The following is a 12,625-nucleotide window of genomic DNA, read 5'->3' as shown; positions in this document are numbered from 1 at the left end:
AAGAACACGGAGACGCGAGACGTGCGTCTGCTGCGCATGGTGAGCCTTCCTCGGGGGTCCTCGCCCCCGGGTCGTCGGGCGCGGCGACCGGAGTCTCCTGGCTTCCGGATCAACGCTCGCTCCGGTCTTCCCGCCCGCTGCGGGGCAGTGACCTGTCGTGGAGTCCGCTCCCCGGTGACAGTGGCGGGACCGCGCCGGACTCGCACCGGCTTCCTCCGCCTGTCGCCGCTCAAATGCTGTGACCACTCTCCGCAACAGGCCGATCTTCCGTCAAGTTGACCCCGGCATGACGCGCGTCGCAGCAACGCGTTTTGCGTCCGCAACTACCGCGGACCGTAGGATCGGCGCGTGTTCGAAACTTCCAGAGCCGAACGTGACGCCTGCCCCGGTGCTCTCCGTGTCCACGAAGCCGCGGACGGTGGCCTCGCGCGGGTGCGCGTGCCCGGTGGAGCCATGACGACCGCCCAGTTCCGGGCCGTCGGTGAGGCTGCCGCGGAACTGGGAAGTGGGGGAATGGAGCTGACTTCCAGGGCGAACCTGCAGGTCAGAGGGCTCAACTCCGGTTGCGGGCAGGAGTTCGCCCAACGGCTGGCCGCGGTCGGCCTGCTGCCTTCCGCGACACACGAGCGGGTCCGCAACGTCCTCGGTTCGCCCACCGCCGATGGGGACGCGATGTGGGACGTGCGTGCCGTTGCCCACGAGCTCGACGTCCTGCTCTGCGCGATCCCCGACCTCGCCGAGCTGCCGGGACGGTTCTTGTTCGCGGTGGACGGCGGTGGGGGCGACGTCGCCGCGCTCGCCGCCGACGTCTGTCTGTACCCGCTGCGCTCCGACTCGATCGCGTTGCTGCTGGCCGGAACCGACTCGGGTGTCCGCGTGGCCCCGGGCGAAGCCGCGCGGGCGGCCGTGGCCGCCGCGGAGGCATTTCTCACCGAGCGCGGCCGCCAGGGATCGCTGGCCTGGCGGCTGACCGAGCTCGACAACGGCGTGCAGGCCATCGCGGGCAAGGTGCTGGCCGTGCGCGACGCCGTCTGGAGCCCGCCCGAACCTGTTCCCGCGCGGCCGTTGCCGACACATGCGCAGGTCGGAGAGCTCTTCCGGCAATACGGGCGGATCACCGTGGGTGTGGGAGCACCTCTGGGCCGACTGTCGCCGGAGCAGGTGGATATCATCGCCGCTGCGTCCGGCACCGCCGGTGAGCTCCGCCTGACACCGTGGCGAACCATCGTCCTGCCCGGCCTGCCCGCCGACGAGGCGGACCGGTGGTTGTCGGACCTGGGCGCGCACGGCCTGGTCGTCGACCGGGAACAGGGGCGGACCGGAGTGACGTCGTGCACCGGTCGCCCCGGCTGCGCCAAAGCCCTCGCCGACGTCCGCAACGATGCGGAACGCGCCATGCGGCGCCCGATCGGAGGCGAGCTGCCCGTGCACTGGGTGGGTTGCACGCGGCGGTGCGGCCGACCCCAGGGGCCGGTGGTGGAAGTGCTGGCCACGGAGGCCGGCTACGAGATCGGGCTCGACGGCCGCACGTACGCGACCGAAGCCGACATCGACCAGGTATCCGCCGCGCTGGACGTGGCACGGAGGAAAGAGTGAACGAGGACAGCGGGACCACCCGCCACAGCGGAGTGCCGGAGTACATCCGGGAAGGCGCGGAGATCTACCGCCACTCCTTCGCCACCATTCGCGCCGAAGCGGAGCTCGGCGGCCTACCGTCCGAAGTGGCCGGTGTCGCGGTGCGGATGATCCACGCCTGCGGCATGGTCGACCTCGTCGAGGACCTGGCCTACTCGCCGAACGTCGTGCTCGACGCCCGCGCGGCACTGCGCGGTGGCGCACCGGTCTTCTGCGACGCGGCGATGGTCGCGGCCGGGGTGACCCGGCGACGCCTGCCCGCGAACAACGACATCATCTGCACCCTCTCCGACGAGCGGGTACCGGGGCTCGCCCAGCAGCTGGGCACCACGCGCAGCGCCGCGGCGATGGAACTGTGGCGAGACCGGTTGGAAGGCTCGATCGTCGCCATCGGGAACGCGCCGACTGCGCTGTTCCGGTTGTTGGAAATGATCGAGGCAGGCGCCGGTCGGCCCGCCGCGGTACTGGGCGTCCCGGTCGGGTTCATCGGTGCCGTCGAATCGAAGGAAGCGCTGGTCTCGCACGCGAGCAGCCTGGAGCACCTGGTCGTCCACGGCCGCAGGGGCGGCAGTGCGATGACCGTGGCAGCCATCAACGCGATCGCGAGCGAGGAAGAGTGAGCAGCGAAATGACGGATGGGACCGGAGTCAAGGGCAAGCTCTACGGGGTCGGCCTCGGCCCGGGGGACCCCGAACTGGTCACCGTCAAGGCGGCCAGGTTGGTCGAGCAGGCCGAGGTGATCGCCTACCACAGCGCCCGCCACGGCAACAGCATCGCGCGGTCGGTCGCCGAACCGTACCTGCGGGAAGGGCAGGTCGAGGAAGCGCTCGTCTACCCGGTCACCACCGAGACCACCGACCACCCGGGCGGCTATCAGGGCGCGATCGACGAGTTCTACGCCGAATGCGCGGAGCGGCTCGCCGCCCACCTCGACGCCGGGCGGGACGTGGTGCTGCTCGCCGAGGGCGACCCGCTGTTCTACGGGTCCTACATGCACATGCACAAACGCCTCGCGGGACGGTTCGACGCCGAGGTCGTGCCCGGTGTCACGTCCATCAGCGGGGCCTCGGCCGCGCTGGGGCATCCGCTCGCCGAGCGGGACGAGGTCTTCACCGTGCTGCCGGGCACGCTCGAACCGACGGTGCTGGCGGAACATCTCGCCCGCACCGACGCGGCCGCCGTGATGAAGCTCGGTCGCACCTTCGAAGACGTGCAGGACGCGTTCGAGAAGGCCGGGTGCCTGGAGCAGGCGTGGTACGTGGAACGCGCGACCACCGACCGGCAGCGGTTCCGTCCGCTGTCGGAGGTCGATCCGTCCACCGTCCCCTACTTCTCGTTGGCCCTGCTGCCGAGCCCGGTCAACTCGGGTGGCCCGGTCAACTCCGGTGGCCCGGTCAACGCCGGCGTCCCTGCCTCCGAACCGGGGGCCTCGGCCGACGCGGTCGCCACCGACGCGGTCGCCACCGACTCGATCGCTGCCGACTCGGTCGCTGCCGCCGACCGGACCGAACCGCCCGGTGGTGACGGCGAAGTCGTCGTGGTCGGGCTGGGACCGGCGGGCCGGGAGTGGACCACGCCGGAGGCCCAAGCCGCGCTCGCCGAGGCCGACGAACTCGTCGGCTACGGCCCGTACCTGGCACGGCTACCCGAGAACCCGCGTCAGCGCAAGCATCCCTCCGACAACCGGGTCGAATCGGAACGGGCCGAGTTCGCCCTCGAACTCGCGCGGCGCGGTTCCAAGGTCGCCGTCGTGTCCTCCGGTGACCCCGGGGTGTTCGCCATGGCCAGCGCGGTGCTGGAGGTCGCCGCCGAGGCCGCCGACGTCCCGGTGCGGGTGTTGCCGGGCCTCACCGCCGCGCAGGCGGTCGCCAGCCGGGTGGGAGCGCCGCTCGGTCACGACTTCTGCGTGCTGTCGTTGTCGGACCGGCTCAAACCGTGGGACGTGGTTCTCGACCGGCTGCGGGCGGCCGCGCAGGCGGACCTGGTGATGGCGATCTACAACCCGGCTTCCCGCAGCCGCACGTGGCAGGTCGATGCCGCCAGGGACGCGCTCCTGGAACACCGCTCCCCGGAGACACCGGTGGTCATCGGACGCGACGTCGGCGGCTCGGAGGAGCACGTCAAGGTGGTCCGGCTGGCCGATCTCGCGCAGGCGGACGTGGACATGCGGTGCCTTCTGCTGATCGGTTCGTCGACCACCAAGCTGGTCCCCGGCGCCGGGGGCGGGGACGTGCTGTTCACGCCCAGGCGCTACTCGGCATGATGGCGGACCGGGCCTTCCGGGTGGGGGCTCCCACGCGGACCGGCTCGTCGGCACCCGCCGGTTCAGAGCACGGAATGCAGCCACGCCACCGCGTCGTCGGCGGTCTCCGCGGTAGGCACCGCAGGCAGCGGTGGACGCTGCACGACGACGACCGGCAGACCCAGCTCCCGCGCCGCGGTCAGCTTGGCCGTGGTCATCGTGCCACCGCTGTTCTTGGTGACCACGGCGTCGATCCGGTGTTCGCGCAGCAGCTCCAGCTCGTCGCGCTCGGTGAACGGCCCCCGCGCCAGCAGCGTGGTGGTCCGCCCCGGCAGCGGCGGCTCCGGCGGGTCGACCGTGCGCACCAGGAACCACAGGTCGAGTTCGGCGAAGCAGGAGAGGCCCTGCCTGCCGGTGGTGAGGAAGATCCGCTCGCCGACGTCCGGCAGCAGCTCCGCCGCGGCTTCCAGCGAGGGAACCGGGCGCCAGTCGTCCCCGGGGCCGGGGTGCCAGGCGGGCCGGCGCAGGACCATCACCGGAACACCCGCCCGTTCGGTGGCGAGCACCGCGTTGTCGGTGATCGTCCGCGCGAAGGGGTGGGTGGCGTCGACCACGGCCGACACCTGTTCCCGACGCAGCCACTCGGCCAGGCCGTCCGCACCGCCGAATCCGCCGACCCGCACCTCGCCGGCGGGCAGCTTGGGGTGCCGCACTCGTCCGGCCAGCGACGAGGTCACCTCGATGCCGGACCGGTCGGCGAGGCGGTCGGCGACCTCGCGCGCCTCACCGGTGCCACCGAGGATCAACACCCGCGCCATCAAGACCACCCCGTTTCCACACCCGAGAGCATGGAGGGCATTCTCCCGTCATGACCGGGCGAGAGGGATCGGCCCTGCGATACGGCTGGACGACCGGGGCTTGCGCGACCGCATCGACGGCGGCCGCTTACACGGCGTTGCTGACCGGATCCTTTCCGGATCCGGTCGAGATCGTCCTGCCCAAGGGGCACCGGCCCGCCTTCGCGCTGGCGCGGGAACGGCTAGACGAGGACAGCGCCACGGCGGGCGTGGTCAAAGACGCGGGCGACGATCCCGACGTGACCCACGGTGCCCTGGTGTCGGTGAAGGTCAGCCATGGGACACCGGGGGAGGGCGTGGTCTTCCGAGCCGGACCCGGGGTCGGCACGATCACCAAACCGGGACTGCCGCTGCCGGTCGGGGAACCGGCGATCAACCCGGTACCGAGGCAGCTCATCGGGGACGCGGTCGCCGGAGTCGCCGCGGAGCACGGTGGGACCGGTGACGTCATCGTCGAGGTTTCGGTGGATGACGGTGACGAACTCGCCAGGCACACCTGGAATCCGCGGCTCGGAATCCTCGGTGGACTGTCCATTCTGGGTACTACGGGAGTCGTCGTGCCCTACTCGTGCTCGGCCTGGATCGACAGCATCCGCCGGGGTATCGACGTAGCCCGCGCGGAAGGACTCGAGCACGTGGCGGGCTGCACCGGCAGCACGTCGGAGAAGGTCGTCACCGGGCTGTACGGGCTGCCTTACGAGGCGCTGCTGGACATGGGGGACTTCGCCGGTGCGGTGTTGAAGTACCTGCGCCGCCACCCGCTTCCGCGCCTGACCATCGCGGGCGGCATCGGCAAGATCTCCAAGCTCGCCGACGGGCACATGGACCTGCATTCCAAGCGTTCGCAGGTCAACTTCGCGGTGCTGGCCCGGATCGTCCGGGATGCCGGTGGTGCGGACGTCCTCGCCGAGCGGGTGGAGGGGGCCAACACCGCGCTCGAAGCGCTCCAACTGTGCCAGGCGGCGGAGCTGCCACTCGGTGACCTCATCGCTGGGAAGGCGCGGGATGTGTGCCTGGACACGCTGCGCGAGGCCGCGGTCGAGGTCGACGTCGTCGTGATCGACCGCGGCGGCACCATCGTCGGCCGCGCCTGAGCGGCCCGGAACGTCCTCCCCTCCGGCACTCCGGGCCGTCGGTCGGGTCGGGTCAGGCTCGGGCCGAATCCGCGGGCGCGGGGGCAGAGTCCGCGGAACTCGTCGTGTCGGACCGCTCGGAGCGCTCTGAGCGGCGGGCGTGCGCGGTCGCTGCGACCATGACCGCCAGGCCAGCGAAGGCGAGGCCGGCTCCGACCCACAGCGGTGATACGTAGCCGAATCCGGCGCCGATGGTCAGGCCGCCCAGGTAGACGCCGAGCGCGTTTCCGAGGTTGAAGGCACCGATGTTGGCTCCCGAAGCCAGCGTGGGGGCGTCGGAGGCGTACTTCAGCACCCGCATCTGCAGGCCGGGCACGGTGGCGAAGCCGAACAGGCCCATCAGCAGCAGTGTGATCGCGGTCAGCGCCGGGTGGGAAGCGACGGCTCCGAACACCGTCAGGATCACCCCGAGCGCGGTGATGAGGGTGAACAGCGTGCGGGTGAGGGCCCGGTCCGCCGACCGGCCGCCGAGGAGGTTGCCCGCGAAGAGTCCGAGTCCGAAGAGCACCAGCAGCCACGGCACGGTGGACGGCGCATAGCCGGTGACGTTCGTGAGTAGTGGTTCGACGTAGATGAAGGCGCCGAACATCCCACCGAACACGAGCACTGTCAGCGCGATCGAGAACAGCACCTGTGGCCGCCGGAAGGCGAACAGCTCGGCGCGCAGGCCGCCGCTGCCCTGGTTCGCCCCGTCCCGGACATCGGGCACGAGTGCGACGATGCCGACCAGGGCGACGACGCCGACGACCGTGATGGCCCAGAAGGTCGAGCGCCAGCCGTGGAGCTGGCCGAGGAAGGTCCCCAGCGGCACACCGAGGACGTTCGCGCTGGTCAACCCGGCGAACATGATCGAGATGGCACCGGCCTTCCGGTGTGGTGCCACGAGGTTGGCGGCCAGCACCGCGCCGATGCCGAAGAAGGCGCCGTGGCTGAGTGCTGCCAGCACCCGTCCGGCCAGCATCACCGCGTAGTTCGGGGCATTGGCCGAGAGCAGGTTGCCTGCGATGAACAGGCCCATCAGGCCGATGAGGGCGTTTTTCGGGGTGGTCCGCGAGGCGGCGGCGGTGAGTCCCAGCGCCCCGACCACGACGGCCAGGGCGTAGCCGGAGACGAGGTAGCCGGCCACCGGGATGCTCACCCCGAGGTCGGTGGCGACGTCGCTGAGCAGGCCTGCGATGACGAACTCGGTCAGCCCGATTCCGAATCCGCCTGCGGCGAGGGCCAGCAAGCCGAGTGGCATGTCACTCCTAATAACGGCGCCACCTGTGGATGGCGTGCGCGTGAATATGGCGTGCGCCGGTAGTTGCAAGCGCGCCATAAATAGTTGCATGCGCGTTCTACCCGCGCAAGCTGCTAGGATTTCGGGAGAACTGGCCGTCCACGTGTTGGGATTGGTGTGCGATGGGGATCGCCGACGACGCCGTCGAGATCCGCGCCGAGGGCTGGCGGACGCTGGCCGCGCTGCACGGGCTGATCGACACGGCGCTGGAGAAGGAACTGCAGGCCGAACACGGCCTCTCCGTCGTCGAGTACACCGTCCTGGATGCGCTCTCCCGCCAGGACGGCTGGCACATGCGGATGCAACAGCTCGCCCGGGCGACCGCACTGTCCAGCAGTGCCACCACCCGGCTGGTGAACCGGCTGGAGAACCGCGAGTTGCTCTGCAGGATCATCTGCCCCGACGACCGACGTGGGATCTACACCGAACTGACCTCCGAGGGGCAGAACCTGCTGGCGCGAGCGCGACCGGTCCACGACGCCACGCTCGAATGCACCCTCAAGCAGGCCGCCGAGGTTCCCGAACTGCGGCCGCTGGTCGATGCTCTGCACAACCTGCGCTCACCGAGTCATCAGGAGGCGTGAGGCGCCTCGTCAGGCTGGTGGTGCGCGCGCCGCGGAGCCGTCGGGAAGCCATTCGTTGGCTGGAGGTGAACGGTAGCTACCCGGGTGCCCACGTGTGTTCCGGGTTCTGGGTCGAGGAAGGTGACCACTAGGTCAAGGCGGAAGAGGACGCGGACCGTGTGCAAATGGGGGTGGTAGGCACCATGAGCGCACTCTGCCCCGAGTCGTGATCCGAGGCGGAACGCCCTTGTCGTCTCACTGGTAGGTGCCTACCGCTTCGACGAACCGCGTTCGACCGGGTACGGGGCTGGGGGCGACTCCTGCCGGAATCGCCCCCGGCCCCGTACCCGTCGCCGGGCCGGACGTCAACGTCACTCGCGGCAGCGGCCGACCGAGTACAGGTGGCTGTCCGGAAAAGTCGAGGCGGTCAGCACCTGGCCGACGACCACCACGGCCGTCCGCTTGATGTCCGCGTCGCGCACCCGCTCGGCGAGGTCGGCGAGCGTTCCGCGCAACACGACCTCGTCCTCACGGCTGGCACCGGCGACCACGGCCACCGGGCAGTCCGCCCCGTAGTTCGGCCGCAACTCCTCGACCAGCTGCTCGATGCGGTTGACCGCGAGGTGCAGCACCATCGTCGCCCGACTGCTGCCCAACGTCGCCAGGTCCTCGCCCTCCGGCATCGGCGTCGCCTGTGCGGAAGTCCGGGTCAGCACCACCGTCTGGCCCACACCGGGCACGGTGAACTCTCGGTTCAGCGAGGCCGCCGCGGCGGCGAAGGCGGGCACGCCGGGCACCATCTCGTACGGCACGCCCACCACGTCGAGCCTGCGCATCTGCTCGGCAACCGCGCTGTAAAGCGACGGGTCGCCCGAATGCAGCCGGGCCACGTCACTACCGGCCTCGTGGGCCGCGGTCATCTCGGCGAGGATCTCGTCGAGGTTCAGGTTCGCGGTGTCGACCAGCCTGGCGTCGCTCGGGCAGTGCGCCAGCAGCTCGGTCGGCACCAGACTTCCCGCGTACAGGCACACCGGCGAAGCCGCGATGACATCGCGCCCCCGCACGGTAATCAGATCGGCCGCTCCCGGACCGGCCCCCACGAAACGCACTGTCATCGTTTGCTCACCACCCACTGTGTCACCCGCATCGCGGGTCGCCAGCCGGTGAACCCGCCAACCGGCGAGGCACGATCCACCGAGAGCCGAACCAGCTCACCGCCCACGCGGTCATACCAGTCGGCCACCAGCATTTCGGATTCCAACGTGACCGCATTGACCACCAGCCGGCCGCCCGCGCGCAACGCCGTCCAGCACGAGTCCAGCACGCCGGGGGCCGTTGCCCCACCGCCGAGGAACACCGCCTCCGGGCTCTCCAGCCCTTCGAGCGCATCGGGTGCCGTGCCGGTGACGACCTCCAGGCCGGGCACGCCGAGAGCGCGCGCGTTCCGCGCGACGCGTTCGGCCCGATCCTCCCGGTGCTCGACCGCGATCGCGCGGCACGACGGGTCGCAGCGCATCCACTCGACCGCGATGCTGCCCGCACCCGCGCCGACGTCCCACAACAGGCGTCCCGGTCCCGGCAGCAACTTGGGCACGGTGATGGCCCGCACGTCCTGCTTGGTGAGCTGCCCATCGTGTTCGAAGGCGTCGTCGGGGAGGCCCGGTGTCGTGGGCCGCGGAGGTGCGTCCGGACCGGCGACGCACTCCACCGCGATCACGTTCAGGGCGGGACCGGCCGCTTGTGACCAGTCGGCCGCAGCGGCGTCGACCCTGCTCTCGTGTGTGCTGCCCAGGTCGGCGAGCACGGACAACCGGCTCGCCCCGAAACCCCGTTCGACGAGCAACGAGGCCACCTGGCTGGGCGTGTTCCCGTCCGTGCCGAGAACCAACACCCGGTTTCCGGGCTGGACGGCCGGGTGCAGCAGCTCCGTCGGGCGGCCCACCAGACTCACGGTGGTGGTCTCGTGCACGGGCCACCCCAACCGGGCGCAGGCCAGTGACATCGCCGACGGGTGCGGCACGATGCGCAGCCGCTCGGGCCCCAGCACCCTCGCCAACGTGCTGCCGATCCCGTAGAACATCGGATCACCGCTGGCCAGGACGCAGATGGACCGGTCGGCGTGCTCGGCCAGCAGGCCGGGCAGCGCGGGCAGCATCGGTGACGGCCAGGCGACGCGCTTTCCGGCCGGTTCGGGAACCAGGTCGAGCTGTCTGGCACTGCCGATCACGACGTCCGCCGAGGACACCGCGCGTTGCGCCTGGGGCGCGAGGCCGGCCCAGCCGTCCGCGCCGATGCCCACGACGTCCACCGCTTCGGGCATGTCTTGGTGAACGGTCACGCACCCACCTCACCATGTCGCAGGTCAGACGTTGCCGAGGACCTTCGCCACGGAGATCTCAATCACCACTCGCCGGGGGTTCTGCCTGGGCTGCTTGTACCGCTGGGCGTAGCGCTGTTCCGCGTCGGCCACCGATTCGGCATCGTCCCGGATCACGGCGCGTCCCTCCAGGGTGGACCAGCGGCGCCCGTCCACCTGGCACACCGCCACCCGAGCGCCTTCGGAGCCCGCGGCGCGGATCTGCCGGACCTTGTGCGAAGTCGTCGAGGAGATGACCCGGGCGGTGGCCGTCCCGGCGTCGAGGGTCACTCCGACCGGTACCACGTGCGGTGTGCCGTTCCTGCGCACCGTCGTCAACGTGGACAGGTGCCGTTCCTGCCAGAACTGCAGGAAACCAGCGCTCGCATCGTCCAAAGAGGACTTCTGCGTGCTCACCCGGGAACCTCCTCGTGTCGGTGTGGCGGAACAGCCATCATCCCGGGCACACCGGTCGGGTCGGGCGCCGGAGCGACCACGTGCGATCGGATACCGAAACGCGGCCGGATGAACCGGTCAGGCAAGGGCGTCCGGCCGCGTCGGGAGACATCAGTTCGCCGAAGTCCGGGGACGACGGTTGTTGCTGTTGCGGGGCGCCCCACCGCTCTTGCGGGGACCACTCCGACCGCGCGGGGTGTCGTTGCGAGGTCCCTTCGGACCCCTCTTGTTCGGGGCTTCACGCTTCGGCTCGGCGATGGCCACGCCGCTCGGCTGGCGCGCCCCGGTGAGACGGGCGAGTTCGTCACTCGCGGGAGTGACCGCGGTCGTGGTGGCCTTCACCCCGGCCTTGGAGGTCATCGCGCGGAAGGCCCGCTGCTGGTCATCGGTGACCAGCGTGACGACCGTGCCCTCGGCGCCCGCTCGCGCGGTCCGGCCCGCGCGGTGCAGGTAGTCCTTGGGGTCGGCGGGCGGCTCGACGTGCACGACCAGGCTCACGTCGTCGACGTGGATACCGCGAGCGGCGACGTTGGTGGCCACCAGCGTCTCGGTGGTGCCCTGCCGGAATTCGTCGAGAATGCGGGTGCGCGCGTTCTGCGCCTTGCCGCCGTGCAGCGCACCGGCGGGAACGCCGACCGCGCGCAGCTTGCGGGTGAGCCGGTCCGCGTGGTGCTTGGTGCGTACGAACATGATCGTGCGGCCGTCCCGCGAACCGATCCGTGCGAGCACGTCCTGCTTCTCGTCGGCCGAGACCACCAGCTGGTGGTGTTCCATGTTGTCGACGCTCGCGGCGGGCGGTGCCAGCGAGTGCACGACCGGGTCCTTCATGTACTGGTGCACGAGCTTGTCGACGTCGCCGTCGAGGGTCGCCGAGAACAGCAACCGCTGCCCGTCCGGCGGGACGAGGTCGAGCACTTCCCGAATTTGCGGCAGGAATCCCATGTCCGCCATCTGGTCGGCTTCGTCGAGGGCGGTCCGCTCGACTTCGGAGAGCACGCAGGTGCCCTGCCGCACGTGGTCGTTCAGCCGGCCCGGAGTGGCGACGAGCACGTCGACGCCGCGCCGGAGCGTGTCGGCCTGCCGCGAGAACGACGTGCCGCCCACGACCTCGCGCACGTACAGGCCGAGTGCTTTCGCCGGGGCCTTGAGCGCTTCGGTGACCTGGGTCGCCAGTTCGCGGGTGGGCACCACCACCAGACCGCGCGGGTGCAGCGGTCGGGCATTGCCCTGCTGCATGGCCAGCAGCGGCAACCCGAAGGCCAGGGTCTTGCCGGAACCGGTCTGACCGCGCCCGAGGACGTCCCGGCCGGTCAGCGCGTCGGGGATGGTGGCCGCCTGGATCGGGAACGCTTCTTCGAGTCCCGCGTTTGCCAACGACCGGACCATCTTGTCGGGGAGCCCCAACTGGTTGAACGGTGCCGGGTCGACAGCGGTGACGCCTGCCTTGTCGAACAGGCTCATCGCCGGTGCCGCGGCCGGTGCGGTCGTGCGGGGACGACGGCGACGCGGCTTGCGCTGGGAACGATCCGACGTCGGGGCGGAGCTGGAGCTCACGTGAAACCTCCGGGGTATGGCACGTCTAGGGAGGCTTCGCGGAGACCGCGCGCTGATCGCAAGGACGAGCCCGGCGCACTGGGCGCCACTGGTTGGTCGGGTGCATCGGAAAGATGCGGATGGTCGTCGGCAGGCAGATTTTCCGTCCACGAAGCCCTGGCCGCCGAACGGCACCGAAACGCCTGCGAGGCGCGGGGGGTCGAAGCCGTTGATCCGGGATCGGCGAGTGGGCCGGGAATGGGAGCGGGGCCTACCGGCCGACGCCGTGTCAGTGTAGCCGATCGGCTAGCTGTGACCGCCGGACCCCGTTTCGTCACACGGCGTGTGCGATCTCCCGCGGTAGCGGGAACGGACTGTCCGGATCGGACTTCTCCGTGCGCAGGCCATGTGTACCGAACCGGTTCGGGATGTTTTGTGCGTCCGGCCACAGGAACGGGGTTTCGAGCGGGTCGACACCGGGATCGACGGCTTTCGGCAGGTCGATCAGTACGAGCCGGGGTGTCGGCGCACGGTTGTCCGCCAACCCTCCGTGTTCCTGAGTGTCACCGTG

Annotated in this window: 12 protein-coding genes and 1 riboswitch; of the genes, 5 read left to right on the top strand and 7 right to left on the bottom strand. The window is 70.6% G+C overall.

Going from position 1 to position 12,625, the window contains the following annotated elements; genetic code table 11:
• Positions 1–90: 90 nt before the first annotated feature.
• Positions 91–216, bottom strand: a riboswitch (cobalamin riboswitch).
• Positions 217–348: 132 nt separating this feature from the next.
• Genes cobG through ACYVAN_RS01030 form a run of 3 tightly spaced genes read left to right on the top strand, consistent with a single transcriptional unit; the run spans position 349 to position 3,898 of the window.
• Positions 349–1,596, top strand: a complete 1,248-nt coding sequence (gene cobG, locus ACYVAN_RS01040; RefSeq protein ID WP_460954569.1) for a precorrin-3B synthase — start codon at positions 349–351, stop codon at positions 1,594–1,596.
• Positions 1,593–2,255, top strand: a complete 663-nt coding sequence (locus ACYVAN_RS01035) for a precorrin-8X methylmutase (protein WP_460954567.1) — start codon at positions 1,593–1,595, stop codon at positions 2,253–2,255. The genes cobG and ACYVAN_RS01035 overlap by 4 nt, the downstream gene beginning before the upstream one ends.
• An 8-nt stretch (positions 2,256–2,263) precedes the next feature.
• Positions 2,264–3,898, top strand: coding sequence for a precorrin-2 C(20)-methyltransferase (locus ACYVAN_RS01030; RefSeq protein ID WP_460954565.1), 1,635 nt, complete (start codon positions 2,264–2,266; stop codon positions 3,896–3,898).
• A gap of 62 nt (positions 3,899–3,960) precedes the next feature.
• Here the strand turns inward: ACYVAN_RS01030 and ACYVAN_RS01025 are convergent, their stop codons facing one another.
• Complete coding sequence (locus tag ACYVAN_RS01025) at positions 3,961–4,695, bottom strand: cobalt-precorrin-6A reductase (RefSeq protein ID WP_460954563.1); 735 nt, start codon at positions 4,693–4,695, stop codon at positions 3,961–3,963.
• Positions 4,696–4,745: 50 nt separating this feature from the next.
• Between ACYVAN_RS01025 and ACYVAN_RS01020 the strand changes: the two genes are divergently transcribed.
• Positions 4,746–5,828, top strand: coding sequence for a cobalt-precorrin-5B (C(1))-methyltransferase (locus ACYVAN_RS01020; protein ID WP_460954561.1), 1,083 nt, complete (start codon positions 4,746–4,748; stop codon positions 5,826–5,828).
• Positions 5,829–5,880: 52 nt separating this feature from the next.
• Here ACYVAN_RS01020 and ACYVAN_RS01015 read toward each other — a convergent pair whose 3' ends face one another.
• Positions 5,881–7,107 (bottom strand): MFS transporter, encoded by a 1,227-nt coding sequence (locus ACYVAN_RS01015; RefSeq protein ID WP_460954559.1) that lies wholly within the window; start codon positions 7,105–7,107, stop codon positions 5,881–5,883.
• Between the two features lie 161 nt (positions 7,108–7,268).
• Here ACYVAN_RS01015 and ACYVAN_RS01010 point away from each other — a divergent pair, with 161 nt between their 5' ends.
• Positions 7,269–7,730: a MarR family winged helix-turn-helix transcriptional regulator gene (locus ACYVAN_RS01010; RefSeq protein ID WP_460954557.1), complete on the top strand. Its 462-nt coding sequence runs from the start codon at positions 7,269–7,271 to the stop codon at positions 7,728–7,730.
• A gap of 350 nt (positions 7,731–8,080) precedes the next feature.
• Here ACYVAN_RS01010 and cobM read toward each other — a convergent pair whose 3' ends face one another.
• The 5 genes from cobM to ACYVAN_RS00985 form a co-directional block, all read right to left on the bottom strand.
• Positions 8,081–8,824 (bottom strand): precorrin-4 C(11)-methyltransferase, encoded by a 744-nt coding sequence (gene cobM, locus ACYVAN_RS01005; protein WP_460954555.1) that lies wholly within the window; start codon positions 8,822–8,824, stop codon positions 8,081–8,083.
• Positions 8,821–10,047, bottom strand: a complete 1,227-nt coding sequence (cbiE, locus tag ACYVAN_RS01000) for a precorrin-6y C5,15-methyltransferase (decarboxylating) subunit CbiE (RefSeq protein WP_460954553.1) — start codon at positions 10,045–10,047, stop codon at positions 8,821–8,823. Before cbiE ends, cobM begins: the two co-directional genes overlap by 4 nt.
• Positions 10,048–10,071: 24 nt before the next feature.
• A complete protein-coding gene (locus tag ACYVAN_RS00995; protein ID WP_460954551.1) occupies positions 10,072–10,482 on the bottom strand; it encodes a TIGR03618 family F420-dependent PPOX class oxidoreductase in 411 nt (136 codons plus the stop codon).
• A 150-nt stretch (positions 10,483–10,632) separates the two neighbouring features.
• Positions 10,633–12,075 (bottom strand): DEAD/DEAH box helicase, encoded by a 1,443-nt coding sequence (locus ACYVAN_RS00990; RefSeq protein ID WP_460954549.1) that lies wholly within the window; start codon positions 12,073–12,075, stop codon positions 10,633–10,635.
• Between the two features lie 313 nt (positions 12,076–12,388).
• Positions 12,389–12,598, bottom strand: coding sequence for a hypothetical protein (locus tag ACYVAN_RS00985; RefSeq protein WP_460954547.1), 210 nt, complete (start codon positions 12,596–12,598; stop codon positions 12,389–12,391).
• Positions 12,599–12,625 lie beyond the last annotated feature (27 nt).

The organism is Parasphingorhabdus pacifica (assembly GCF_054779195.1).
The sequence above is the reverse complement of the archived record's forward strand: the minus strand, read 5'-3'. Positions and strand labels throughout refer to the sequence as shown.